This window comes from Amycolatopsis sp. NPDC049688, from assembly GCF_040674975.1.
Classification (GTDB): Bacteria; Actinomycetota; Actinomycetes; order Mycobacteriales; family Pseudonocardiaceae; genus Amycolatopsis.
Genome location: NZ_JBFANY010000004.1, coordinates 262,040 through 288,298, shown reverse-complemented (window position 1 = coordinate 288,298; position 26,259 = coordinate 262,040). Strand labels below are relative to the sequence as shown.

19 protein-coding genes are annotated in these 26,259 nt (G+C 71.9%); 5 read left to right on the top strand and 14 right to left on the bottom strand.

Annotation, left to right across the window (positions count from 1 at the left end; genetic code table 11):
• Positions 1-32: 32 nt before the first annotated feature.
• The 7 genes from AB0J55_RS16660 to AB0J55_RS16630 all read right to left on the bottom strand — a co-directional run bounded on the left by AB0J55_RS16660 (position 33) and on the right by AB0J55_RS16630 (position 6,093).
• Positions 33-650: a hypothetical protein gene (locus AB0J55_RS16660; protein WP_364248637.1), complete on the bottom strand. Its 618-nt coding sequence runs from the start codon at positions 648-650 to the stop codon at positions 33-35.
• A 14-nt stretch (positions 651-664) separates the two neighbouring features.
• Positions 665-1,495, bottom strand: coding sequence for a G1 family glutamic endopeptidase (locus tag AB0J55_RS16655; protein WP_364248635.1), 831 nt, complete (start codon positions 1,493-1,495; stop codon positions 665-667).
• A gap of 106 nt (positions 1,496-1,601) precedes the next feature.
• On the bottom strand, positions 1,602-2,363 hold the full coding sequence (locus tag AB0J55_RS16650) for an AfsR/SARP family transcriptional regulator (RefSeq protein WP_364248633.1): 762 nt from the start codon (positions 2,361-2,363) through the stop codon (positions 1,602-1,604).
• A 120-nt stretch (positions 2,364-2,483) separates the two neighbouring features.
• Positions 2,484-3,944, bottom strand: coding sequence for a non-reducing end alpha-L-arabinofuranosidase family hydrolase (locus tag AB0J55_RS16645; RefSeq protein ID WP_364248631.1), 1,461 nt, complete (start codon positions 3,942-3,944; stop codon positions 2,484-2,486).
• A 190-nt stretch (positions 3,945-4,134) separates the two neighbouring features.
• Positions 4,135-4,584: a redoxin domain-containing protein gene (locus AB0J55_RS16640; protein WP_364248629.1), complete on the bottom strand. Its 450-nt coding sequence runs from the start codon at positions 4,582-4,584 to the stop codon at positions 4,135-4,137.
• 13 nt (positions 4,585-4,597) lie between these two features.
• Positions 4,598-5,122 (bottom strand): RNA polymerase sigma factor, encoded by a 525-nt coding sequence (locus tag AB0J55_RS16635; RefSeq protein WP_364248627.1) that lies wholly within the window; start codon positions 5,120-5,122, stop codon positions 4,598-4,600.
• A 68-nt stretch (positions 5,123-5,190) separates the two neighbouring features.
• A complete protein-coding gene (locus AB0J55_RS16630) occupies positions 5,191-6,093 on the bottom strand; it encodes an alpha/beta hydrolase (RefSeq protein WP_364248625.1) in 903 nt (300 codons plus the stop codon).
• A 120-nt stretch (positions 6,094-6,213) separates the two neighbouring features.
• Here AB0J55_RS16630 and AB0J55_RS16625 point away from each other — a divergent pair, with 120 nt between their 5' ends.
• Complete coding sequence (locus AB0J55_RS16625) at positions 6,214-7,128, top strand: helix-turn-helix domain-containing protein (RefSeq protein WP_364248623.1); 915 nt, start codon at positions 6,214-6,216, stop codon at positions 7,126-7,128.
• On the opposite strand, the gene AB0J55_RS16620 is transcribed toward AB0J55_RS16625, so the two are convergent.
• On the bottom strand, positions 7,045-10,020 hold the full coding sequence (locus tag AB0J55_RS16620; protein WP_364248621.1) for a hypothetical protein: 2,976 nt from the start codon (positions 10,018-10,020) through the stop codon (positions 7,045-7,047). The two genes, AB0J55_RS16625 and AB0J55_RS16620, sit on opposite strands and share 84 nt — an antisense overlap.
• Positions 10,021-10,465: 445 nt before the next feature.
• Here AB0J55_RS16620 and AB0J55_RS16615 point away from each other — a divergent pair, with 445 nt between their 5' ends.
• From AB0J55_RS16615 to AB0J55_RS16600, 4 genes are all read left to right on the top strand, one after another.
• Positions 10,466-14,005: a hypothetical protein gene (locus tag AB0J55_RS16615; protein ID WP_364248619.1), complete on the top strand. Its 3,540-nt coding sequence runs from the start codon at positions 10,466-10,468 to the stop codon at positions 14,003-14,005.
• 6 nt (positions 14,006-14,011) lie between these two features.
• Positions 14,012-14,779, top strand: a complete 768-nt coding sequence (locus AB0J55_RS16610) for a hypothetical protein (RefSeq protein ID WP_364248617.1) — start codon at positions 14,012-14,014, stop codon at positions 14,777-14,779.
• A gap of 61 nt (positions 14,780-14,840) precedes the next feature.
• The gene (locus AB0J55_RS16605) at positions 14,841-18,500 is read left to right on the top strand and encodes a hypothetical protein (RefSeq protein WP_364248615.1); all 3,660 of its coding nucleotides are present in this window, start codon (positions 14,841-14,843) and stop codon (positions 18,498-18,500) included.
• Positions 18,501-18,725 carry a hypothetical protein gene (locus AB0J55_RS16600; RefSeq protein WP_364248613.1) on the top strand — a complete coding sequence of 75 codons (225 nt, stop codon included), beginning with the start codon at positions 18,501-18,503 and terminating at the stop codon, positions 18,723-18,725.
• Here AB0J55_RS16600 and AB0J55_RS16595 read toward each other — a convergent pair whose 3' ends face one another.
• From AB0J55_RS16595 to AB0J55_RS16570, 6 genes are read right to left on the bottom strand one after another with little or no spacing between them, the layout of a single operon-like run.
• Positions 18,726-19,007: a hypothetical protein gene (locus AB0J55_RS16595; protein WP_364248611.1), complete on the bottom strand. Its 282-nt coding sequence runs from the start codon at positions 19,005-19,007 to the stop codon at positions 18,726-18,728.
• Positions 19,004-21,076, bottom strand: a complete 2,073-nt coding sequence (locus AB0J55_RS16590) for an ATP-binding protein (protein WP_364248609.1) — start codon at positions 21,074-21,076, stop codon at positions 19,004-19,006. Before AB0J55_RS16590 ends, AB0J55_RS16595 begins: the two co-directional genes overlap by 4 nt.
• Positions 21,073-22,647 (bottom strand): hypothetical protein, encoded by a 1,575-nt coding sequence (locus AB0J55_RS16585; RefSeq protein WP_364248607.1) that lies wholly within the window; start codon positions 22,645-22,647, stop codon positions 21,073-21,075. Before AB0J55_RS16585 ends, AB0J55_RS16590 begins: the two co-directional genes overlap by 4 nt.
• A complete protein-coding gene (locus tag AB0J55_RS16580; protein ID WP_364248605.1) occupies positions 22,644-23,189 on the bottom strand; it encodes a hypothetical protein in 546 nt (181 codons plus the stop codon). The genes AB0J55_RS16585 and AB0J55_RS16580 overlap by 4 nt, the downstream gene beginning before the upstream one ends.
• On the bottom strand, positions 23,189-24,319 hold the full coding sequence (locus tag AB0J55_RS16575) for a hypothetical protein (RefSeq protein WP_364248603.1): 1,131 nt from the start codon (positions 24,317-24,319) through the stop codon (positions 23,189-23,191). The genes AB0J55_RS16580 and AB0J55_RS16575 overlap by 1 nt, the downstream gene beginning before the upstream one ends.
• On the bottom strand, positions 24,316-26,259 hold the full coding sequence (locus AB0J55_RS16570) for a hypothetical protein (protein WP_364248601.1): 1,944 nt from the start codon (positions 26,257-26,259) through the stop codon (positions 24,316-24,318). The genes AB0J55_RS16575 and AB0J55_RS16570 overlap by 4 nt, the downstream gene beginning before the upstream one ends.

The following is a 26,259-nucleotide window of genomic DNA, read 5'->3' as shown; positions in this document are numbered from 1 at the left end:
GCAGAGCCGCACGACCGCCGCCCGGGAAGCGGTCAGCCGGTGGTGCCCGGCGGGCGGGCGCACGCCGCCAGCACCGTGCCGCCCATCTTGATCCGCAGCTGCGTCGCCGTGGCCTCGCCGAACAGCTGGCCGGTCGGGACCAGCGGTGGCGGGCCCGGGCAGAGGATCGTGCCGTTGTCACTGCGGTAGATGCCCAGCCCCGCGACCGTCGTCCCGGTGGGCGCGAACACGAAGAACGCGTCGCCGGTTCCCACGCTGAACTGGACGCCCGGTGAGCTCACCGCCGCCGAACCGGCCAGTACCGACAGGATCGGCCGCTCGGTGGGGGGTGTGGTCGTGAAGTCCACCAGCGACACCGAACGGGTGCCGCCGCCGGTCGGCGTCTCCAGGAACAGGACATGGTTGCGGGTGCCGATGAACATGTACCTGGACACGCCGAGCGTCTGGTGGAACACCGACCCCGTCGGGCCGCTGGCGACCAGGCCCGTGGCGCTGCGGGTGACGGTCCGGTCCCCCATGGTCGTCGTCGGCGCCGAGGACCAGGCCAGCGCGGCGCTGTTGTTGAACAGGCCGTTGGAGATCGTGATCGGGTTCGCCGCCACCGCCGGTGCTCCGACCGCGATCACCGCCGCCAGGACGGCGCCCGCCACCGTCGCCGCCCGCCTCACTGGTGCGCCCAGGTGACCGCGAAGTTCTGGCCGTTCGTGCTGGTGTCACCGGTCGTGGCGTAGGTGGTGGTCGCGTCCTGCTCCTGGATCTTGGTCCGCTGCCAGGTCGAGCTCGCCGTCATCGACCCGCTGTGGCCGGCGTCGTCGCTGCCGACCGAGTTGTTCATCAGGGCCCGGCCGTAGTTCGCCAGGGGGAAGAAGTCGCCGGTCCCGAACCGGCCCACGTCCTCGACGACCCAGTCGGCGCTGCTGCGCGAACAGACGAGGCCGGCCGCGCAGGTCTGGGTGGTGGTGAAACTCGTGTGCTGGGTGGCGTCGGCGACGGTGATCGTGTACTGCGCGGTGGCCGCGTTGTAGGTGACGTCCGCGCTCACCGAGTCGCCGGCGTTGATGGTCAGGACCGGCTGGATGGCGTTGGTCGGGAACATCTCCCACCACAGCTGGTAGACCGGGGTGCCGTTGATGCACCGGGCCGAGCTGCCGCCCTGCTCGACCGTGCCGTTGGTCCACCCGTCGAAGCCGACCCAGAACACCGCCCAGGCGTCCGACGCCGGGCAGGTGACCGGCCGCTGCGTCCACGAACCGTGCACGTGGGTGAAGGTGGCGGCGGGCGAGGACAACGAGGTGATGGCGTAGCCGGCCCAGTTCCGCGAGGTCGCGTTGACCAGCGGACCGGCGACCGCGGGAGCGAAACCGGTGTGCTGGGCTGGGCCGCCGGCGTACCCGGTGGGTGCGCTCGCGGCGCCGGCCGGAGCCGTGGCCCCGGCGCTGGACACCACCGCCGCCGCCGCGAGTGCGGCCAGCGGCAGAAGCCGTCGAAGTTTCATGCGAGTCCCTGTCTGCGAAGATCGGCGCCGGCATCGGCAGCCGGGCCCGCGCCGACTCTGGCAACCGGCGCTGAAACGGCCCTGATGCGGCGCTGAAAACCGGTGGTCAGCCGGCCAGCAGCCGGACGGCGAGCGCGGATTCCTCGAGCACCGGGTCCTGCCGCAGGATCGCGATCTCCAGGTCCCGCAGCCGCTGGTTCGGGTCGATGCCCAGGTGGTCGGCCAGCGTCGTGCGCAGCCTGCGGTACACCGACAGCGCGTCAGCCTGCCTGCCGGTGCGGTACAGCGCGAACATCAGCTGCGCGTGCACCTGCTCGTCGAACGGGCGCGCGTCGGCCAGCCGCTCCAGGTCCGGTTCGAGCTGGGCGTGCTCACCGAGGGCCAGCCGGGCCCGGACCAGCGCCAGCTGGGCCCGCGTGCGCAACCGCTCCAGCCCGGCGGCCTGCTCGTCCAGCCACGCCACCCCGCCGACGTCGACCAGCGACCGGTCCCGCCACAGGGCCAGCGCCGCCCGCAGCGTCGCGGCACTCTCCACCGGGTCGTCCGCGCGTTCACCGCGCTCGACCAGGCGCCGCGCCTCGGCCACGTCCGTGGTGCCGGTGGCGAGCAGGTAACCGGGTGGCCGGGCGATGATCGCGTTCCGGTTCCCGAGCAGGCGCCGGAGAGCGGACACGTGGCTCTGCAGGGTGTTCGGCGACACCTTGGCCGCCTGGTCGCCCCACGCCGCTTCGATCAGCCGGCCGGTGGCGGCTATGCCTCCGTCGTGCAGGCCGAGGACCGCGAGGCCCGCTTTCCGCCGCAATCCCGGTATCGCCACCGGCGCACCGCCGACGACGGCGTCGACCGGGCCGAGGAGTCTGACACGCACATGGCCTCCCGTCCATCGCGGGGACTGGCCCGTCCCCCGCGTTGGACATTCCCATGCTCCGTCGACAATCGGTCGACAGTGTGTGGGGGGACCCCGGCCGGGGTCCCCCCACACAGTTCGCTAACGCTGCAGGGTCAGCACGCCCGGCCGCCAGGGCAGCTGGTCGTACGGGCCGCTCGCGTTCGGGGCCTTGCCCTGGTACAGCAGCTGCAGGTTGCACGGGTCGACCGTCATCGTCTGGTCCGGGTTGGTGCGGACCAGGTCGCCGTGGCTGATGTCGTTCGTCCAGGTTGCTCCGCTGTTGGCCTTGCCCGCGAACGGGTTGCTTTCGCTGGCCGCCTGCGGGGTCCACGAGCCGCTCAGGCTGCTTGCCGTAAACGAGCGGAAGTACCGGCCGCCCGAGCCCATGGCCTCGACGATCATCAGGTACTGGTTCTGGCCCTGGACCTTGTACACCTGGACCGCTTCGAACAGGTTGGCCTGCGAGTCGCTCATGATCGTCGTGTAGTTGGAGCCGAAGCTGCCCGGGAAGTTGCCGATCGGCATGCTGGCCCGGTAGATCTTGCCGTTGTCACCGGCGAAGAACAGGTACATGTTCTGGCCGTCGGCGATCAGGGTCTGGTCGATCGGGCCGGTGCCGGAGCCGGAGATGCTGCCGGTGAACAGTGGCTGCGGCGACGACCAGCCGTTGGGGTTGGTCGGGTCGCTCGACGTGCGGTAGATGAACGGCCACGCGCCCCACTGGTAGGCCAGGACCCAGATGTTCTTCGGCGCGAAGTAGAACAGCGTCGGCGCCACCGTGCCCTGGTTCATCCCGGTCTGGCCGGCCGAGGCCATGTCGGACCAGTTCGTGAACGGCGTGAAGGCCATCGAGCCGTACGAGGAGCCCGAGACGTTCGACGCGTAGACGAGGTGCTTGCCGTTGTAGACGACGTTGGTGAAGTCCTTGAGCGAGACCCACCCGTTCTTCGGCTGCGCCAGCGCGCCGGTCGACGACCAGCGGTAGGAGGACGGCAGGGAGCAGGTGCCGCCCGGGGTCGTCGTGGTGGTCGTGGTCGTCGGCGTCGAGCCCGACAGGCCCGTCCACTTCTGGTTGCTGCCGCCGTTGCACGTCCAGATCTCGACGGCGGTGCCGTTGGCCGTGCCCGCGCCCGTGACGTCCAGGCAGAGCCCGGACTGCACCCCGACCACCGTGCCGTCGGCGTTGACCTGCCACTGCTGGTTGGCGCCGCCGTGGCAGGTCCAGATCTGCACCCGGGCGCCGGCGGTCGTCGCGGCCCCGGCCACGTCCAGGCACTTGCCGCCGAGGACCGTCAGCTGGCCGCTGGCCGTCGACGTCCACTGCTGGCCCGCGCCGCCCGAGCAGTCGTAGATCTGCAGGGCGGTTCCGTCGGTCTGGCTGGCGTTCGGGACGTCCAGGCACCGCCCCGAGCCGACGCCGCGCAGGGCGCCGGTGACGTCGGCCGAGGCCGGGCCGGCCCCCAGCGTCACGCCCACCACCGAGGCCGCCGCGACCGTGACCGCGGCGGCGAGCACGGCGATCCGGGAGCGGCTGCCGCCGCTGGTCCTTGCTCTGTTCATGACGACTTCTCCCCGTCACCTGCAAGTGTTATCGCTAACATTGAGTTGCGACAGCCTGGGCCGGGGCCGGAAGGATTGTCAATCCGCGTGCCCGGCCGTCCGGGGGCCGGACGGCCGGGCACGCGACCTTGCCACCTCACGGGCGTGCGTCGGGTCCACAGTGGACAGCCGGGCGATGAAAGTTACACGGTCAGGCGGTGGTGCGCAGCCGCGCGACGGCGGCGAAGATGCCCTTCCGGTCGTAGCTGCCGGTGGGCAGGGTGGCGCCGTGGGCGTGGCGGACGATGCCCTGCGCGTCGACGAGGACGCTGCCGGACTGCTGCATCGAGCCGAACACCTTCCGGCTGAGGCCGACCAGCTCGTGGGGCGTGTCGCGGCGGCCGGTGAGGACCGGGAACGGGATCCGGTGCTTCGCCCGCCACGCGGCGGCCTCGGCGCGGTCCTCGGGGACGGCGATGTACACCCGGACGCCGGCCAGCGCGCCGGCGCTCTCGACGAGGTCGCGGACGTGCCGGTTGCAGACCGGGCAGGAGGTCGACCGCATGAAGTAGAGCAGCGCCGCGTGATCGGCGAGGCGGACGGTCCGGCCTTCGGTGTCCTCCAGTTCCAGGGGCGGTGCGGGTGATCCGGCTTCGAGCACAGGGAACTTCCTTTCAGGCGTGGGGAGAGCCGTGCAGCCGGAGCCGGACGGTGGTCCGGGCCCGGTGGAGGTGGGACTTCATCGCCGCGGTGCTCAGGCCGAGGCCGTCGGCGACCGCGCGGCCCGGCTGCCCCAGGACGTCGCGCATGATGAGCACGCGGCGCTGGACGTCCGGCAACGCCCGGATGGCTTCGGCGACGCGCTCGGCTTCCAGGCGCCGGAGCACCTCGTCCTCGGCCGACGCCGCGAGGGCGGGCTCCGCCGCTTCGTCGCGGAGCCGCTGGACGCGGCGCAGGCACTCGTTGCGGACGATCCGGAACATCCAGGACGCCAGCGCCGCCGTGGCCCGCAACGACCCGATCTTGCGGTAGAGGACGATCAGCGCCTCCTGCGCGGCGTCCTCGGCGTCCTGCGGCGAGGCGCACAGGTGGTCGGCGAAGCGCCGCACGTGGGGGTGCGCCCCGTGCACGACCGCGGTGATCGATTCCAGGTCACCCTGCTGCGCGGCTTCGACGAGCTGCTCGCTGACCCACCCCATCGCACTCTCTCTCCCTCTCGACGTGACCAACACCCATAAGAGGGGCCGTCCCCGCGAAAGGATTCACCTCACCGGCCGAGGTGGGCGGTGTAGAACCCGGCCAGCTCGTCGACGGCCGGCCCAACGTACTGCTCGCGGTCGTACAGGTCGACGTGGGTCGCCCCCTCGATCCACCGCAGCTGCGCCGGCTCGGCGGCGACCTCGGTCGACATCCGCGCGGTGACCGCCTCCGTGCCGACGACCATCAGCAGCGGCCGGGGCGCGATCAGCGGGGCGAAGCGGCCCGCGTCGAACGCGACGATCCGGTCGAGGCTGTCCCAGGTGAACTCCGCGGCCGCGCGGGGGTGGAACGCCCGGCCGGTGCGGTAGTAGTCGAACCCCTCGAAGCCGTGCTGCCCGCCGGCGGCGCGGGCGTCCTCGGCGGTCGGCGGGAAGATCGGGAACGACGTCATCTTCTCGCCGCGGGCTTCGGCGGTGCGGGCCGCGGCCGCGGCGTCGAGCATGCCCTGGACGACCGCGGGGTCCTGGGTGCCGTCGGCGCCCTCGCGGAACATCCGGCCGATGTCGGCGGCGCTGACCGTGGCGACGGCTTTGATCCGGTGGTCGGTGGCCGCCGCGGGGAGCACGTAGCCGCCGGAGGCGCAGATGCCGAGGGCGCCGATGCGGCCGGCATCCACCTCGGGCCGCGTCGTCAGGAACGACACGGCGGCCTTGAGGTCTTCGACGCGCTGTCCCGGGTCCTCGAGGCCGCGCGGGAGGCCACCGCTCTCGCCCTGGTGGGCGGCGTCGAAGGCGAGGGTGACGAATCCGCGTTCCGCCAGGCGGCGGGCGTAGAGGCCGGCGGTTTGTTCCTTGACGCCGCCGGCCGGGTGGCCGACGACCACGGCCGGGTGCGGGCCGTCGTGGGCGGGCAGGTACAGGTGGCCGGCGATGTCGACGCCGGCGCTGGGGAAACTCACGTTCTCGGGCATGCCTCCACCTTCGGCTCCCTCACGCCGCGGGGTAAGAGACAGGTCTTTGCCCGGGACAGCGCGTTCGGGGGAAGGATCCTGCCCACCCTGGGGCGTCGCGGGCGAGGGACAATCGGCGGTATGGAGCCCACCGGACGGCCGAAGGAGCTCGGCGACTTCCTCAAGGCGCGCCGCGCGCAGTTGAGCCCGCGCGAGGTCGGGCTGCCGGACACCCGGCGCCGCGTCGCGGGCCTGCGCCGGGAGGAGGTCGCCCAGCTGGCGGCGATCAGCGTCGACTACCTGACGCGGCTGGAGCAGGGGCGCGTCCAGGCGTCGGCGTCGGTGCTGGCGACGCTCGCCCGGGCGCTGCGGTTGAGCGAAGACCAGCAGTCCTACGTGTACGAGCTGGCGGCCAAGCCGTTCCGCCGACCGCGCCGCCGGACCGCGGAGAAGGTGCGTCCGGCGATGAAGCGGCTCCTGGACCAGCTGGCGGAGACGCCCGCGATGGTGCTGGGGCGGCGGCTGGACATCGTGGCGTGGAATCCTTCGGCGGCGGCGCTGTTCACGGACTTCGCCCGGTATCCGGCTGCGCGGCGGAACTACGTGTACCTGCTGTTCGCGGACGCCGCGGTGCGCTCGCTGCACGTCGACTGGGAGGACGCGGCCCGGACGGCGGTGGCGGCGCTGCACCTGGAGGCGGCGCAGGATCCGGATGCGCCGGAGCTGGCGGATCTGGTGGGTGAGCTGGCGGTGCACCATCCGGAGTTCCGGAGTTGGTGGGCGGCGCATCATGTGACGAGTGCGAGTTATGGGGTCAAGCGGTATCGGCATCCGGTAGTGGGGGAGCTTTCACTGGACTGCGATATGTGGGAGAGCCCGGATGGGAGTGGGCAGCGGCTGATGGTGCTGACAGCGGAGCCGGGGTCGGCTTCGCATGAGGGGTTGCGGATTTTGGCGTCGTGGACGGCGGTTTCACCTGGTGACGGTCGGGACGCGGGCGAGGGCCGCACGAATGGTGTCTCCGAGGTCGGGGACCTGGATGCCCAACTGCCGTAGCCAGTCGACGACCTGCGCTATCGAGGTGTGGTTCCGGCGGGACAGGTCGATCAACGGCTGCAGCAGCAACGGTGCCTCCGGTTCCAGATTGATGTCTTCCAGGCCGTTGTACTCCAGCAGGCTCAGCGCGCTGTCCGACGTCAGGCCCCGGGGCAATACGGAACTCGAGATGTCCAATCCGTACGAGCGGACGAGGTTTTCCAGCTCGGACATCGGTGCGCGGAGCCGACCGGATGCCAGGATGAGGTAGCCGTACGGCATGGCCTGGTCGGTTCGGAAGTTCCACCACGTGGATGGCTCGAACAGTGATCGTTCCAGGTTGGTCAGCTCGTCCGGCACGTGGAGGTGCACGTCGAACCCGAATCCGCGCAAGCGTTCGACAACCTCGCCGATCCGGAGATCCAAATTTTCCGCAAGCTCGAAAATGTGCCGATACGGAATCGGGCCGGGTGGAACGAGCATATTCCGGATATGCCTGCCGAAGAACCACACCGAATCGAAAGAGTTGACTCCGCGCGGCAAAGAGATGCGTCTTCGGTGGCCGCCACCAGTAGGCCGCGGCTCGCAGGCGAATTTCGCGCGCAACTCGGCAATCCGCGTTTCCGCCTCCCGTGCGGTCCAACCCAACGTGGCGACCACATCGCCGACGACAGTGCTGACATATTCGCTCTCGCTTCGCCATCTGAGCCTGACTCCGTCAGGAAAACCCGTCGCCAAAATCAGTTCATCCGATGGTAGAGCGGGCCGCAGGTCGTCGAAACCTGACAGTTCGGGACAGAAGGCCGTCAGCTCGTCGAGTATGGGGCTCGATCGGTGGGCTAGCAGCCGCCAAAGAAGAATGCTATTGGGTACCGGACCGGGGAATTCTACCATTTGGCGATAAGTCAGTTTTCTTTCATTGATTCCGGCAGTCCAAAAAATCTTGAAGTCCGCCGGTAAGCAGCCGGACCGCGCGAGCTCGACCGAACGGTCACCGAGGCTCACGGTGCGGCCCGCACCGATGCATGCCTCGGTCACCAAGTCGGCGATGATCGGGCTCCCGGCTGCGACGTGGCAGATCCATGCATAACTGAGCGGGATGTGCTCCGAAGCCGCCAGCTCCCCGGCCGCCGCCGTCAGGAGCGATTCGACGAGGTCCGACACGTCGTCGACCAGTTCGGTGCGGTCGACCGAGAGCCGCTCGGGCGCACACGGTCCGCTGAGGTCGACCACGACTCCGCGGACCGTCACGCCGGGACCGGCGCACACTCCTCGCCGCTGTGCCGGGTGCACGACCAGGCCGTCGACGAGCAGTGCGCCTCCTTCTTTGCACCAGAAGACCCGGCCCCCTTCTACCGCGCCACGCCATTTGGCGATTTCTCCACTCGCATGGAAACCGAACCGCTCGCCCGCGACGGCCGAACGGGCCTGCAGTTCTCCGGGACGCCAGGTGGCCGTCTCCTCGCCGTCCTGGGCCGTTGTGTCGAATTCGGCCACCGCGAGCAGCCGCCGTAACACCTTGACGCACGACCACGGCCGGTCGCTGTTGAGGTACAGCCGGACCGTCGTCCCCGGCTCGTCACCCCGCTCCGCCACCCGGACGATCCGGAACAGGTGCGCCGGACCGTGGATCCCCACCTCGAACACGGGCCCGGGAACCCCGTCCAGTCCCATCCGGCACGTCGTGACCCGGATCTCGTCGGCCAGCATGAAGTAGCTGAACACGCCGATCCCGAACCGGCTGTTCGGGTAGAGCCGGATCGGCGGATCGAGTTCCTCCCAGCCCGCCCGCTCGTGCCGGAACTCCGCCTGTCCGGGGAACCGCCCACCGGCGTTGGAGAACACCCCGCGCAGCTCGCTCTCCCCCATCCCGATCCCGTTGTCCCGGCACTCGAGGTACGGCCGCCCATCCTCGACGCCCTGCGCGAACGAAATCGCGCCCGCGTACGAGTACGCCGCCGGGCGGGTGCGGTCCAGGTACTGCGTCCGGGTTGAGCGGTAGCGGCACGCGTCCAGGGCGTTCTGGTACAGCTCCCGCACCGCCAGGTCCGGGTCCTTGTACAGCTGCACCCCCATCAGCAGGTCGCGCATCCGGTGCTGGTCCAGCCGGAACCGCGCCCAGCTGTCGAACATGCCCGGCGCCGGACCGACCCCGGCCGCCGACAGGCGGGCAGGCAGCTCCGGCATCGGGTGGGTGATGCGTTCCCGCACCAAGCGGCGCACGCCGTGCAGGAGCTCGTCGGCGATGGCCGTGTGCTCGCGCAAGCCCTCGACCAGTGCCTCGTGGGGGCAGCGCGCCCGCAGCACCGGCAAGTCGTGCGGGCCTCCCCACACCGCGTCGTCGAGGCACGAGACCGCCGCGGCCGGGTCGACCGGGACAGGGATGCCCAGGTGCTCGCCCACGACGTCCGGCAGCGCCGTCACCTCGATCGCCAAGGCGGCCGCCAACGCCGTCATGAGCCCCAGGCGCTGGTCGCGGATCCGTTGGCGGCCTGGGGCCCGGACGTGGTCCTCCGGTGACAGGGCACCGAGGAACTCCGGGTGGCACACGTCCGGCCCGAGCCGCAGGCCCTCCAGCAGCGCACCCACGCGATCGACCGCGAACGTCTCCCCCAGCTCCGCCACCGGGGCGCCGATGTCGCGAAGCAGCTGCCCGATCCGACCAGCGTCCACGAACGACTCGTGCCGCGCCAGCCAGCGGTGGAACAGCCACCAGCCGATCGACGGCGCGGACTCCGGTCGCAGGCCCGCTCGGTGGACCAGGACGTCGTGGCCGTCGAGGAACGCCTCGAACGAGCGGGCCCCCGCCGTGTCGCCGGCATCGCGGCCCAGCTGGGCCGGGTTCAGGCCCGCGTGCTCGACGGCCAGCCGGAGGAGGTTCGCCTGCCGGAGGAACGGGAGCAGCGTGAGCAACGCCGCCTCGGACGCGCTCAGTTCCGGGGCCGGTTCGTTCCAGAGCCACTCGATGCGCTCGAGGAACCGCGTCGCGAACCCGGGCTCCAGCCACGGGTCGTCCGCCAGCCGCGGCAGCAGCGCCGTGACCACGTCCTCCAGAAGCGCGGCCGCGGCGCACACCCGGCCGCGGTAGAAGTCCGTCTCCTGGCCGACGTGCTCCCACAGGCTGGAGCCGAAGACGCGGGCCGCCCACCCGTCCGGCGCCTCCGACACGCCGCCGACGTCCCGGGCCTGCACGACCGAGCCGAACACGACCGAATCCCGGATGACGTTGTGCGTTTCGCCCCCTCGATCGGCCTTCATCCACCCTCCCGTGGTCCGGCGGGCAGTCTAGTCCGCCGGACCACGGCGTGATGACGTCGTCGTGACGCTGCGGTCATCCCCGGGCTGGCATGCTGCGGCGATGGCGCCGCCCCTCAAGGTTCTCGCGCCGCAGCCCGCGGTCACGGCGGCGCCCGAGGCTCCGGTTGCCGCCAGGAAACCGCCGGCGGGCCGGGGGCCCGCGCCGGTGTCGAACGCCGCCGTGTCCGCCTTGCTGGCCAAACGGGTCGCCCTCCCGCCGGCCGCCGGGCAGGACCTCGTGGGCAACAGCGCCGTGGCCGCGGAGAAGACGGCCACGGAGAAACCGGCCAGGGGGCCCGGCTCGGATCCGAAGTTCGCCGCGCTGAAGAAGGACGTCCAGCACAAGAAACGCACGCTCGCCGCGTCGCACCCGCCGCCGAAGGCCGAAGCCGGTGCGGCGCAGGATGCCGCGCGGCCGCCCAAGGACGACGAAGAGGCGCAAGGCAAGACCGCCAACGCCGAGAAGATGAACGACGCCAAGCCGAAGGAGTTCGACAAGGCCGCGTTCATCCGGGCCGTCGAGAAGGCCATCGCCGACAAGGCGCCCAAGAACCTCGACGAGGCCGACAAGTTCGCCGAGTCCGGCAAGCCGGCGGAGATCAAGGCGGACGTCCAGGGCCAGGTCGGCGCCGGCAAGCAGACCTCCGCCGAAGAGATCTCCGCGACCACGTCCGCGGCGCCCGACACGGCCGCGGCGGTGCCGAAGAAGGTCGTCCCGATGCAACCCGACCGGCCGCCGGGGACGCCGGCCGCGCCGAACGCCGCCGACGCCGTCCCCGGCAAGCTGCCGCCGTCGGCCACCGACCTGTCCGCCGGCCCCGCCAAGGTCGACCGGCAGCTGGCCGACGCGCACGTCACCGAAACCCAGCTGCAGAAGTCCAACGAACCCGCGTTCACCGGCGCCCTCAACGACAAGAAGACCGCCGAACGCGACGCGGAGGCCGCGCCCGGGCGGATGCGCAAACACGAAGCCCAGCAGCTGCAGGCGTCCACCGCGCAGGCCCACCGGCTCGGCGCCGCGGCGATGGGTGCCATGCGGGCCCAGCGGGTCCGCACCGGCCAGCAGGTCACCGCGGGCAAGGGCGGCGCGAAAGGCCGGGACGAGGACAAACGCGCCGAAGTCACCGCGATCCTGCAGGCGGTCTTCGACACGATGCAGAAGGACGTCCAGCACATCCTCGACGGTCTCGACAAGAAGGTCGACGACCAGTTCACCCGCGAGGAGAAGGACGCGCGCGACGCGTTCACCGCCGAACACCGCCGGAAGATGGACGAGTACAAGGACCGGCGGTACTCCGGCGCGATCGGCAAGCTGCGCTGGGTCAAGGACCAGTTCGCCGGGCTCCCCGACGAAGCGAACCGGATCTTCGACACCGCCCGCGACCACTACCTGCAGCGGATGCGGCAGGTCATCTCCGACGTCGCCGACACCATCGGCACCGAGCTGGGCCGCGCCAAGCAGCGCATCGCCCAGGGCCGCACCGAACTGCAGGCCGCGGTCAAGAAGCTCCCCGCCGACCTGCAGAACATCGGCAAGCAGGCCGCCGCCGACTTCGACGGCAAGTTCGACGAGCTGTCCGAATCCGTCGACGACAAGGGCACCGAACTCGTCGACACCCTGGCCACCAAGTACACCGACGCACTCAAATCCGTCGACGACGAAATCGCCGAGGAGAAAGAGAAGAACAAGGGCCTGGTCGACAAGGCCGTCGACGCGGTCAAGGGCGTCATCAAGACCATCATGGAACTCAAGGACCTGCTGCTGTCCGTGCTGGCCAAGGCCGCGCAGGCGGTGTTCCTGATCCTCGGCGACCCGATCGGGTTCCTGCGCAACCTGGTCACCGGCGTCGGCGCCGGGCTGCGGCAGTTCCTCCGCAACATCGGCACGCACCTGCAGCAGGGCATCATGAGCTGGCTTCTGGGCAAGGCCACCGAAGCCGGGCTGCAGCTGCCGGACAAGTTCGACACCCGCGGTGTCCTGACGCTGCTGGCCGGGCTGCTCGGCCTGACCTGGCAGGCGATCCGCGCCCGCATCGTCCGGCGCGTGCCCGAGCAGGCCGTCGCCGCCGCGGAGACCGCCGTGCCGCTGGTGGCCGAGGTGCGCCGGCGCGGGGTCGCGGGCATGTGGGACGACCTGCGCGAGCGCGTCGGCGATCTGCGCAAGACGCTGCTGGACAAGGTCATCGAGTACGTCACGCCGACCATCGTCGTCGCGGGCATCACCTGGATCATCTCGCTGTTCAACCCGGCCTCGGCGTTCATCCGCGCGGTCAAGCTGATCATCGACATCGTCACGTTCGTCGTCACCCGCGCCCGGCAGATCCTCGAGTTCGTCAACGCGGTACTCGACGCCGTCATCGCCATCGCGCGCGGCGCCGTCGGCGGGGTGGCCGGGCTGATCGAGCGGGCGCTGGCGAAGTCGATCCCCGTGCTGCTCGGCCTGCTGGCGTCGATCCTCGGCGTCGGCGGCATCGCCGACCGGGTCAAGAAGATCGTCCAGGCGCTGGCCAGACCGGTCGGGAAAGCGGTCGACTGGGTGATCGGCAAGATCGTCGGCCTGGTCAAACGCCTGTGGGGCAAGCGGCGCACGAAACCCGGGCGCGCGAAGCCGAAGAAGCCCGCGAAACCGGGGAAGAAGGACTTCCAGCGGATGCTGGCCGCGGCGATGCGGGACGCCCGGGCGCTGGTCAAGGCCGGGCTGACGGTGCGGCAGATCAAGCCGAAGCTGGCCGGGATCCGCCGGCGGCACAAGCTGACCAGGCTGGACATCGTCGTCGAGGGGGTCAGGGGCACCGAGCACGTCGCCCATTTCGCCGCGGCGGTCAACCCGGAGCTCGACGGGCCGAAGGAGAACATCGCCTTGACCCGGGAGGAAGTCCGGGCCGACTACGGCATCCTGTCGGCCAACCAGAGCGAATTCCAGCGTTATGCGGACCTGAACGAGCTGATCATCGAGGTCCGGCCGACCAACCCGGCTTCCGTGCGGCACCTGGAAAAGAAAAAGGCCATGTACAAGCCGCAGGCCATCAAGGCCAAGACGATCAACGACGCCGACCTCCTGCTCGGCCAGCCGCCGGTGATCAAACCCGCGAAACGCGGCCTCGTCGGGTTTTTCCTCCGCACCCCGCCGCAGCCCCGCCCGGGCCTGAAGGCCGAGCGGCGGGAGGCGGCCGTCAAACGGTGGAACAAGCGGGAGGAAGAACGGCAGGAATACGGCGACACGATGCGGAAACTCCGGAACGGGAAGCGGGGACCCGGCCGGTTCGACGTGATCGACTACGTCGTCTTCGGCTACGACGAGCACGGCAGGCGGCGGCCGATCGCCGGGGACCACGACCTGTACGACATCCGCTTCGCCGATGGCAGTGAACTGTCCGAGGCCGAGTACGAGGAATTCATCCAGGAGCTGATCGAACGCGAGATCGGCGTGATGCACGGTGCCGTCGTGCGCTGGAAGACGAAAACGGAAAAAGAGGCGAAGATCCGGGAAGAACTCGTCGAACAGGGCAAGCGTGGCGGCGAAGGGGTGGTCCGGTTCGCGCCCGGCCAGCCGGTACGGTTCGTCTACGCCGAAACCCCGCTGAGCCGGAGGAGAAGCTGATCCGCGATGACCGAGGACACCGGTGCCGAGCGAAAGCGGCTGACCGCCGAAGCAAACGAGTTGAAAGCACGTGCGCTCGAACTGCGTGCCGCCGGCCGCGGCGAGGAGGCGTTCCCGCTGTGGGACCGCATCACGGAGATCAACCGCTGGTACCGCCGGATGCTGCCGGCGGTGACTGTCGCCCGGTGCCCGGACACCGGCGAGGTGGTGCGGTGGCCCATCGACACCTACGGGCTGGACGGGAAGTTCTGGGCGTACGACGCCACGATCCGCCGGCTCCCCACCTCGGTGCCGCCGGCCTGGCTGGCGATGGCCGGCGCGATGCGTCTCGCGGATCCGGTGGAGGACATGCCTTTCACGGCGGTTCCGGGCCCGGGGGTGCCGTTCGTGGTGCCGCGGATCCTGGCCGCGCCCGGTGTCCGCGCGGTGCTCGCCGAGGTGCCCGTCGGCCGGCACACCGGCTGGACGATCAGCTACTTCGGGCCGGAACCCGAGGGGGTCCCGCTGATCAACCTGTGGGGCACCAACGACTACCCGGTCTACGAGCCCGGCGAGCCCCGCGGCTGGGCCACCGCCGCGGCCGACGTGGCGGACTACGACTTCGAGCTGGCCGGCTGGCTGGAATCGGGGAAGCTGCGGTGGATCGAGCCGGGTGACGAAACGGCGTCGCTGCGCGAAGGCGCCGACGGGTGCCCGTTCCTGGGCCTGCCGGGTGAGCGGCTGATCGCAGTCGTCACGAACGGGTCGGTCCGCCGGGTGGAGGCTCTCGGGTAGCGGACGGTCCGGCGATCCCTCGGTGACGGTCTGGCCACGGCCTGGCTGGCAGCCTTGGCCGATGCCACCGCCTCCACTGGCCCTCGCGCCGCGAGTCGAGGCGGCGGCGCCCACCGTGGCCGCGGCCAAGGCGACCCGGGAACGGCCGGCCGACGCGGCGCCGGTTTCGAACGCCGCGGTGTCCGCACTGCTGGGCCGTCGGGGTGCGCTCCCCCTGCCGCCCGGGCCGGTTCCGCGCGGCGGCCAGGACCAGGTGGGCAACGGCGCTGTCGCGGCCGCCCGGCAAGCCGAAGGGCCCACGGAGCCGGCCGCACCCGATCGGCGGCCGGGTCCCCACGCCGATCCGAAATTCGTCGCGCTGAAGAAGGACGTCCAGCACAAGAAGCGCACCGTGGCGGGGTCCCATCCGCCGCCGAAGGCCGAGGCGGGTGCGGCGCAGGACGCCGCGCGGCCGCCCAAGGACGACGAGGAGGCGCAGGGTAAGACGGCCAACGCCGAGAAGATGAACGAGGCGAAGCCGAAAGAGTTCGACAAGGCGGCCTTCATCGCCGCGGTGGAAAAGGCGATCGAAGCCAAGACGCCCAAGAACCTCGAGCAGGCGGACGATTTCGCCGGCTCGGGCAAGCCCGAGGAAATCAAGGCGGACGTCCAGGGCCAGGTCGGCACCGGCAAGAAGGACTCGGCCGAGGAGATCTCCGCGACCACGGCCGCTCCCCCGGACACTTCCGGCGCGGTGGCGAAGAAGGTCGTCCCGATGGCGCCGGACCGGCCCCCGGGGGCACCTGCCGCGCCGGATGCCGCCGACGCCGTCCCGGACAAGCTGCCGCCGTCGGCCACCGATCTGTCCGCCGGTCCCGCCAAGGTCGACCGGCAGCTGGCCGACGCGCACGTCACCGAAACCCAGCTGCGGAAATCGAACGAGCCGGTGTTCACCGGTGCCCTCGACGACAAGAAAGCCGCCGAGCGTGATTCCGAGGCGGCGCCCGGGCGGATGCGCAAGCACGAGGCTCAGCAATTGCAGGTGTCGACCGCGCAGGCCAAACGGCTCGGCACCGCAGCGATGGGCGCTATGGGGGCGAAACGCGTCGCCGCGGGGCAACGGGTGGGCGCGGGCAAGTCCGGCGCCAAGAGCCGTGACGAGGCGAAACGCGCGGAGATCACCGCACGGCTGCAGAGTGTCTTCGACACGATGAAAACCGACGTCGAAGGCATTCTCCACGGCCTCGACAAGCTGGTCGACGACCAGTTCACCCGCGGCGAGAAGCAGGCTCGCGCCCAGTTCACCGTCGAATATTCGCGCAGGATGATCGACTACAAACGCCGGCGGTACGGCGGTCCGCTCGGCGCGTTCAAGTGGGCGGGCGACAAGCTGTTCGGCCTGCCGGACGAGGTCAACCAGTTCTACGACGAGGCCCGGGCCGGCTACGTCCAGCGGATGAAGCAGGTCATCTCCGACGTCGCCACGACCATCGGCACCGAGCTGAACCGGGCGAAGAAGCGGATCGCGCAGGGCCGCAGCGACATCCAGGCCGAGGTCAAACGGCTCCCGGAGGATCTGCGGGCGATCGGCCGGGAAGCCGCGGAGGGTTTCGCGGAGAAGTTCGACGAGCTGGCCCAGGAGGTGGACGACAAGGGCACCGAGCTGGTCGACACCCTGGCCACCAAGTACACCGACGCGCTCAAGGCCGTCGACGACCAGATCGCCGAGGAGAAGGAGAAGAACAAGGGACTCGTCACGAAGGCCGTCGAGGCGATCAAGAGCGTGATCGACACGATCCTCGAACTCGGACGGCTCCTGCTCGCGATCCTCGCGAAGGCGGCCCAGGCCGTCGGCGCCATCCTCGGCGACCCGGTCGGCTTCCTCGGCAACCTCGTCTCCGCCGTCGGCGCCGGGTTGCGGCAGTTCATGCGCAACATCGGCACGCACCTGCAGCAGGGCATCTTGAGCTGGCTGCTGGGCAAGGCCACCGAGGCCGGGCTGCAGCTGCCGGATAAGTTCGACACCCGCGGCGTGCTGACGCTGCTGGCCGGCCTGCTCGGCCTGACACCGCAGGCGATCTGGGCCCGGATCAGCCGCCGCCTGCCCCCGCAGGCCGCGGCGGCCGCGGAAACCGCCGTCCCGCTGGTGGCCGAGGTGCGCCGGCGTGGCATCACCGGGATGTGGGACGACCTGCGGACCCGCATCGGCGACCTGCGCAAGACCCTGCTCGACAAGGTGATCGAGTACGTCACGCCGACCATCGTGATCGCGGGCATCACCTGGGTGATCTCGCTCCTGAATCCGGCGTCGGCATTCGTCCGCGCGGTCAAGCTGATCATCGACATCGTCCGGTTCGTGGTCACCCAGGCCCGCCAGATCTTCGACTTCGTCAACGCGGTCCTCGACGCGGTCATCGCCATCGCCCGCGGCGGCGCGGGCGGTGTTCCGGGCCTGATCGAGCGGGCGCTGGCGAAGGCGATCCCGGTGCTGCTGGGCTTCCTGGCGTCCCTGCTGGGGCTCGGCGGCATCGCGGACAAGGTCAAGAAGATCGTCCAGGCCCTGGCCAAACCGGTCGGGAAGGCGATCGACTGGGTGATCGACAAGATCGTCGGCCTCGTCAAGGCGGCGTGGCGGAAACTCAAGGCCAAGCTCGGCCGGAAGAAGAAGCCGAAGCGTCCCCGGCACAAGCGTCCCGACGGCCGCAAGCCACGGATACCCCGAAAGCCGCGGAAGGATCCACGCGACACCCCGCACCAGGCCGCCGGACACCGCAAACCCGACCAGGACGCCCCCGTGAAGGGCGCGGTGGCGACGGCGCTGCGGGAGGCGATGGCCCTGGCCCGGCCCGGCGCGTCGGTGACGGGGATCGACGAGGGTCTGAAGCCGATCAAACGGAAGTACAAGCTCAAGCAGCTGTCGCTGATCATCGACCGCTTCGGGCCGACGAAGACGACACTGCGGTTCGCCGGGGTGAACAGCCCGGAGGAGAAGAGCGGGCCGGTCAACCTCTGGCACAAGTCCTACGACGGGATCCGCCACCTGGTGGAGCTGACGAAGGGAATTCCCCAGCTGGTCGTCAAGCGGACGCCTTTGGACGAATCGGTCGAGGTGGAACTGCTCACGTTCAAAACCGGGGAAAAGGCGGTGCGAAAGGTTCCGGTTGACGACTCCGACATCATGCACCTGGTCTCCCCGTCGGAGCGGCGGGTCCTACGGACCGGGCACGACCGCGCCGACGCCGAACGGCTGGGTGCCGCCGTCTCCCGCGCCGTCGGGGCGCCGGTTCCGGCGGCGTTCCGCTACTCGCAGACCGAGGTGCTGATGGACTACGCCGAGGGAAGGCGAGGACTCCTCCTGCCCGAGGCCGAACAGGAGCGGCTGATGGCCTCCGAACGGGGCAGGCGTATCGGTCTCCTGGACGTGCTGATCGGCAATCCGGACCGGAACCCCGGCAACTACGTGGTCCTCGACGGCAAGGTCACCGGGATCGACCAGGGCGAGGCGTGGTCGGAGGCCGGCAAGGAGCTCTCGGGCTGGACGTACCAGACCTTCGGGAAGGCCTATTACGACTTCGCCCGGAATGAGTGGCGCAAGAACGATTTGAGCCGCAGCGAGGTCGAACGACTACAGGCGGCACTCGAAGCCCTCCGGCCGGAATTCCTTCCGTCGCGGCAGGAATGGTACGATGACATGATGAAACGCTTCGCGGAAGTGAAAAAGCAGAGTCGCTGGGGCGAATAGATGACCACTCGCATCCTCTACGCGGTCGACACCTCCACAGGTGAGAGGTTGCGCTTGATGACGTTGCACCCCGACGGATCGCTCACCGCCGAAGCGTCCTACATCGCCGAAGCCGTCCCCGTCTACCGCGACAAACACGGGTTTTCCGACGAGTTCATCTTCGAGTACACGAAACGCCGGGGCAACGGCTACGTGCGGTACGTCGAAGAGACCGTCGAGGACTGATCAGCGGCCCGGGTGCGTCTCCGCTTTCGGCAGCGCCATCGGGATCATCCGCATCGCCGCGCCCGCCACGGCGGCGTTGCCGGCGCGGTCCTGACCGGCCGCGATGGCGGACTCGACGGGCCCGGTCTTCGACTCCATGCTTTTGGCCGTCTGGGCGTTGCCGACGACGGCGGGGACCAGGACCAGCGGCGTGTGACCCCGTTCGGCGGCGGCCGCCACCCGCAGTTCCTGGGCCGTGACCGGTGGCGCCGGTGGGCGCTGGGGCGGGAGCAGTTCGGTCATGGCGCCTCCGGATCCAGCAGGTGTGCGAACGAGCCGAGTTCCGCGGGGCGCAGCAGGCGGGCCTCGCGGTGGAACTGGCGGGCCACGCCGCGGACGACGTGCGGCATCCCGATCGACGCGGCCGTGGCGTCGGCGGCGGCCAGTGCGGCGGTGCGGGCCGCCGCCGCGATGCTCGCCCCGGTCATGTCCAGGCGGGCGAGGACGTCGAAGTCGACGTCGGTGGCCAGGGGCGCTTCGGGTGGGAAGGCGAGGCGCCACAGGCGGCGGCGTTCGCCGGCGCCGGGGCGCGGGAAGTGCACGACGAAGTGGAAGCGGCGGGTGAACGCCGGGTCGATGTTCTCCTTGAGGTTGCTGGTCAGGATGACCAGGCCGTCGCTGGCTTCGAGCCGCTGGAGCAGGTAGCCGACTTCGAGGTTGGCGTACCGGTCGGTGCCGTGCCGGACCTCGCCGCGCTTGCCGAACAGCGCGTCGGCCTCGTCGAACAGCAGCACCGCGTGGCTTTCCTCGGCCCGCCGGAACACCGTCTCCATGTTCTTCTCGGTCTCCCCCACCCACTTCGAGACGACCTGGGCGAGGTCCACCTTCAGCAGTTCGAGCCCGAGCATCCCGGTGACGATTTCGGCCGACATCGTCTTCCCGGTGCCGGGTTCGCCGGTGAACAGCGCCTTGACCCCGCCGTGGGCCGTGCGCCGGGCGAACCCCCACGTCTCGGCGATCCGCGGCCAGGCGCGGAACGCCGACGCGATCTCCAGGATCTGGTTGAGCTGCGGGCCGGGCAGGACCAGGTCGTCGAGCCCGCGCCGCGGCAGGATCGCCTGGACGGCGCCGCCGGAGCGGCCGCGGGTGACGGTCGCGATCGCGGGTTCGACGTGCTCGGCGACCGGCTGCCCGTCGCCGGCGAGGCGGGCCCCGGCACCGGCCACCGAGGCGACCGCGCGCAGCTCGCCGCCGCTCATCCGGTACCGGACGGCGAGCTCCTCCAGCAGCGGCCCGGTCAGCCCGGGCAGCGCCGCCGACCACATCGCCCGGCGGTCCTGGAAGCCCGGCGACGGGATCGTCAGCTCGCCGTACGAGCGCGCCGCCAGCAGGCTCGCCGGGCGCCACGGTTTGAGGCCGGTCAGGCAGACCGGCACCCGGGACCGCACCAGCGCGGCCACCAGCGTCTCGTCCGGGACGTCGTCGACCGGGATCCACAGCAGGGCGTCCACCGCGGCCGCGATCCGCAGGTCGTCTTCGACGGCGGAAGTCAGCCGCCGCAACGGCTTCCCGGCCGCCTGCGCCAGCGCGCGGACCGCGTCGAGCTGCCCGTCGGGCGGGCCGGCGGGAGGCGGGAACCACAGCCCGGCCAGGTCGACGTCGCCGGTCCCCAGCGCCCGTCCCAGCCGCGTCAGGCCGTCCGACGACAGGACCGGCAGGACGACCCGCGGGGCCGCGACCTCGCCGGGATCGTGGCCGAGCAGGCCGACGTCGCCGCCCCAGCCCAGCAGGAACTCGAACACGCCCGGCCCGAGCACCAGCTCCTGGTCCAGTTCCAGCGGCGCCTCACCGGACGCGCGCAGCAGGCCGAAGCGCCGCAGCGGGCCCGCCGGGCCGAGCGCGCGCCGGCGCGCGAGCCGCGGGCCGTCGCCGACGGTGACCAGCAGCTCCACGCTCGGCAGGCGCCGGTTCAGGTTGTCCACGATGTAGGCGTAGATCCGGCCGTAGCCGGGGTCGAGCTCGGGCGCCGCGACCAGCACGAGCGCGTCCTGGTCGGCGCGGGAGAGCCCGAACCGGGTCGCGAGGGCGTCCAGCGGCAACGTCCGCCCGGCCGCGGCCGCCGCGCGCCGCAGATCGCGTTCGGCGCCGGTTTCCGGCGGTGCCCCGGCCTCCGGTTCGGTCATCGCGCCGGCGATCGCGTCGACCTGGTCGAGCAGCACGCCGACCTGTTCGTCGGTCACGCAGTACGGCGTGAGGTCGGGCCGGGTCAGCCGGGCGGCCAGGGCGGCCTGCCGCTCGACCGCCGCGCGCAGCGCCCGGTGCGCGCCGGCCAGGCGGATCCGCAGGTGCTCGATCGCGGTGTCCATGCTCATCCGCCCGAGAAGGTCAGGGTCCGGCCGCCGAGCCAGGGGACCCGGGGCACGTCGGCGAGCAGCCCGGCCCGCAGCAGGTCCGCGTGCCGGCGGCCCAGCGGGATCCGCACGCGCACCGCGTGGGCCTCGAACCGCACCGACGCGTCCAGGTCGCCGAACCGGCTCAGCGCGAGCACCGGCTCCGGGGTTTCCCGGTCGTGCCACAGCTGCCAGGCGATCAGGCCCAGGCTCAGCGACGCCGCCAGGGTGACGCTGCGTTCGAGGTCGGGCGCGGCGGCGAGCGGGACGGCCCGGCGTTCCAGCACCAGGGCACGGACGAAGCCGGCCAGCCGCGCGGAGTGGGCCGGGAAGTCCGCGGCGAGCCGGAGGTCGACCGCGCCGGCCGTCCACAGCGGGGTGCGCCAGGGCAGCCGGGCCAGCGGGTCGCCGCGCACCGGCCGGACGTCGGTGATCAGGGGCACCCCGGCCGCCACCAGGTCCGCGAGGCACCGGCGTGGCAGGGGGCTGTCGCAAACCAGGACCGGCGGCCGCCCGCACGCTTCCCAGTGCGGCAGCAGGTCCGCCAGCGACCCGGACCACGCGATCGGGAACAGGCCCTGCGCGTCGGCCAGCAGCAGCCCGCCGGCGGCCCCCGCGAGCAGCAGCGGCACACCGGGGTCGTGACCGCGGCACAGCGAGAGCGCGAGCACGCCGTCGAGCACGCCGAGCGCGGGCCGACTGCGGCGGGCGAACGCGGTGAGGTCGTCGTCGGGCACGTCGGCCAGCCCGGCGAAGGCGGCGGCGGTCCCGCGGTCGGCGTCGGTGCGCCGCCAGCCGCGCGCGACCGGGCCGAGCACCTTGTACGCCAGTGCCGCGGCGAACAGCGGCGCGTCCTCGGCCAGCACCGGCCCGATGGCGTCGAGGTACCCGATCCGCGCCAGCGGTCCGGTCAGCAGGAACGGCAGCGCCGACGCGGTCTCGACCGCGGTGCCCGGCCGCGCCGCCGGGATGTCCACTGTGGACTCGGTCGCGGAGTTCACCGGCGGCCCGGGCGCGTCCGGCGCCGGCAGTGCGGCCCGCAGCCGGTCGGCGACCGCGGGCGGCAGCGCGCCGGGATCGGCACGGAGGTGGTCGAGCGCGGCCTGCACGTAGTGCCGGCGGGCGGTCTCGGGCAGCAGGGCCAGCATCGGTTCCAGTTCGCCGCGCTCGGCCAGTTCGGCGAAGAATCCGGCGATGGTCTGCGGTTCCGGCGGGCTCTCCCCCGTGACCGGCTCTTCGAACGCCGCCGGAGCCGCGGCCGGTTCCGGCGCGGCCGGCGACGGCGCCGGCGTATCGGTCACGACGACCGGGGAGGCCCGCACCGCCGTCATCGTCGCGGCCCGGACCACCAGCGTCACCGGGGCCGCGATCTCCACGTCCGGCCCGGCACCGGCCAGCTCGGCGGCGTACTCCGCGGCGAGCAGGTCCGGCAGCCGGGCGAGCAGCTGCCGGACCAGGCCCTCGGGGTCCGGGCCCCAGCTCCACCCGCCCTGCCGCACGAGGGTGACGCGGCACTGCCGCACGGTCACCTCCGGCGCGGTGGGTGCGCTCACGCGTCCGCCACCACCTTCGCCGCCAGCAGCCCGGCCTGCCCGGCGATCAGCACCAGCACGCCGTGCTCGTCGCCGTTGCGCAGCCGCACCTGCACGCCCACCTCCTGCTGCCCGGCCTGCAGCTGCCCGCTGGTCACCGACGGCTCGGTGTCGCCGGAGACCAGCACGAGCACCGGCGTGCCCCGGGTGACCGGCGCCGGCAGCGTGACCGACAGCGTGGACGTCGTCAGCGTCACCGGATCGGTGACCGGCCACGGCGAAAGCTGCGCCAGCGCCGGTTTCGGCTGACCGGCCGCGGTCAGCTCGACGCCGAAGGCCAGCGGGTCGGTGAACGCCCCCGGCTCGTCGTCGACCGCGGCCGCCCCGAGCCGCCGCGCGGCCATCGGCAGGTTCAGCGCCGTGCCGCCGAGCTTGGCGGTGACGCGCAGGGGCAGGCCCGGGCCGACGAGCGCCGCTACGTCGGCGGGGGTGCCGCCGCCGGTCAGCTCCAGCGCACCCAGGACGTGCCCGGTGTCCGCCGCGTACACCACGGACAGGCTCATCAGTCACCTCCGTTCGTCGCCGCGACCGCGGCCAGCACCAGGAAGTCGACCGCCCCGGGCCGTTCGGCGATCTCCGGCGGCGCGGTCTGCAGGTCGTAGGTCCGGATCCGGCAGCGCACCCGCCGGTCCGCGTCCACCCCGGCCTCGGCCGCGCTGTGCAGCTGCATCCCGGTGACCGGCGGGATCCGCGGCGTGACCTGGACGTGCAGCACCGCGCGGCCGTCGGCGACCTCCTGCGCGGTGACGCCGGCGGGCAGCGGCAGCAGCATCCCGTCGGTGGCGGTCCCCGACGTCACCAGCACGCTGCCCACCGACATCCGGCCGGCGAAACTGCCCTTGATCGACAGGTTGCCGTTGGCGGCGACGGTCAGCAGCGGATCGACCTCGCCGTTGCCCTGGTACAGGCCGAAGACCAGGCTGGGCGGGTCCTCGCCGGACAGCACCACCGCCGGCTTGCCTTCGCTCGCCGACGTGCGCAGCGTCAGGGTGCCCGACTGCGCGGCCACGACGTCGGCGCGCACGCCCGCGTACCGCAGCCCCACCCGGCGCGCGGACTTGGTCACCCCGGTGAAGTGCCCGTCGGTCCAGCGCACGTACCCGAGCAGGACCAGCCAGCGCACCGGCGGGTCGGCCGAGGCCGCGGCCACCGACGGCGGCTGCTGCCCGGCGACCAGCCGCTCGTCGCCCAGCCGGCCGAACAGGATCTGGTACGACTCCTCGACGCGCGTGCGCACCGCCGGAGCCCCGCACGAATCCGGCCGCGCGGGGCCGCCGGGATCGCGGTCGACGGCGGCGAGGAACACCGGGTACGGATCGGTGGTGGCGGGTGCGGCGCCGTTGACCGCCTCGAAGTCGGCTTCGCGCAGCACGACCGGCCGCGGGACGACCACCTCGCGCCCGGTCCCGTCGACCGCCAGCCCGGCGGACACGGTGACCTCGGTGAACCGCGCGCCCGACAGCGGGTCCGTCCGGGGTGCGGTGACCAGCGCCAGTCCCTCGACGATCCCCCACTCGTGCAGGTACCGCGCGTGCCGGGCGGCGGCGGTGCGCGCGTGCTCGACCGTGGCCGACAGGTCCGCCGCGGCCAGGACCTGGCCTTCCCCGAACGCGGGGCGCAGCGGGCCGGTCATGACGTCTCACCGGTCGCCGGTTTCCGGGCCCGGGTGGCCCGCGGCCGCTTCGGCTTCTCCGGCTCACCCTCCGCTTCCGCCGGTTCCGCCGGTTCCGGAGCCGGCTCCGGCACCCGCTCGGCGACGGCGGACACCTGCTCCTGCGCCGAGGCCAGCTGCGCCCGCAGCCCCTCGACCGTGGTGGCCAGGTCGCTCACCCGGGCCCGCAGCACGGCGAGTTCCTGCAGGCTGTCGACGACCTCGCTCGGCGTGGCCTGGACCTGTTCGTGCAGCGCCTTCGGCGGTGTCTCGCCCGGTGCGCGCGTGAACACCAGCTCCAGCAGCTGGTCCAGCTCGTCGGTGCGCGGCCACGCCTCGAGCAGCTCTTCGACGTACCGGCGGGGCACCGGCCCGTCCGCCGGCAGCTCCGGCTTCTGGTACGCCGGAACGGGACGGCAGCACAGGCGTTCGGCCAGCTCCCGCAGCGGGTACAGCTTCGGCAGCCACTCGCCGTAGGCCGAGCCGCCCGGCAGGACCTGCTCCCGGGTCGCCGAGCAGACCCGCACGACGTCGCAGTCCGCCAGCTCGACGTGCGCGAGCAGGACGTCGGTGTCGGCGCAGTCCGGGGACGGCGGGTTCAGCGTCGCGCAGGCCGCGTCGGTCACGAACCGCCGGAACGCCACGGTCAGGCGGGCGGCCGCCTCCTGGATCTGCTGCAGGCCGACCAGCGGGACACGCTCGGCGCTGTCCGGTTCCGGCGACGGCAGCAGCACCGGCAGGGCCGTCCCGGCGACATCGGCGCGCAGGCCGCAGTCCCCGCCGCCCGACTGGTCGAGCCGGCCCAGCAGCCAGTCGCGGATCCGGTCGAGGTCGCCGCGGAACGCGGCCTGCAGCGCGTCGCCGACCGGCGTGCCCTGCGCCAGCAGGCGGACCTGCGCGGGCGCCTCCGCGTCCGGCTGCACGACCCGGGCCCGGGTTTCGGTCACCACCGCGACGGCGATCGCGCGGTGCACCGCATCCGGCCACACCACCGAAGCATCGGCCGCGGCCAGCCGCCCGCACGCCGCCGCCAGCACCTCGCGGGCCCCGGAAACACCGTCCAGGTCGGTGAAATCCTTGACCAGCTGGGCCTGTCCGGCCGGGTCGTAGGTGTCGAACCGGGCGATCGCGCTCGCCACCGCGCGGACCTGTTCGGTCATCGCCCGCGCCAGCGGCGGTTCCGGCGGTCCCTCACCGGAACCGTTCTCGCGCAGCCAGGCCACCCCGTCGCGGAAGCGGGCGGCGTCGGCGGCGTCGAACCGGAACGTCCGCCCGGACGCGGTCACCGCGGCCGACAACGGGTCGAGGTACCGCCCGAGCCGCGCGGCCAGGGCGCGGATCTCCTCGAACCGGTCCGGGTCGCCGAGGCTCGCCAGCAGCCGGGTGCGCGGGTTGTGCCGGTGGTCGTCGGCGTCGTCGCACTTCACGACGAACTTGAAGCCCTCCCGGACCCGCGACGGCACGCACGCCGGTGACGGGCACGGCTCCTCGGTGGCGAACGGCGTCACCGGCTCGACGGGCAGCTCCTCGTACCGCACGAACAGCCCGTAGGAGCGGTCGTCGTCGCAGCCGGTGCCGCAGTCGACGCCGAGCCCGCTGACCCGCAGTTCCCGCACGAGCGCGTCGACGTCGACCTTCTCCGGGCAGGTCAGCACGATGTCGTTGCCCGCGCAGTCCAGGGCGTGCCCGGGCTGCACGACGACGGCGCCGCCGCCGCAGGGGTCGCAGCTCACCTCGAGACCGCACACCACACCGGGCCCGGACAGGCTCCGGTTGTGCAGCCGGTTCTTGCCCGTCAGGTACGTCACCAGCAGCCCGAGATCGTCCTCGGTGAGCAGCTGGCCCGCGAAGAAGCGGGGCCGCACGAAGGTGGACGGCCGGGCCGAAGTCCCCCCGCAGCCGCAGCCGCAGTCTGTGCGCAT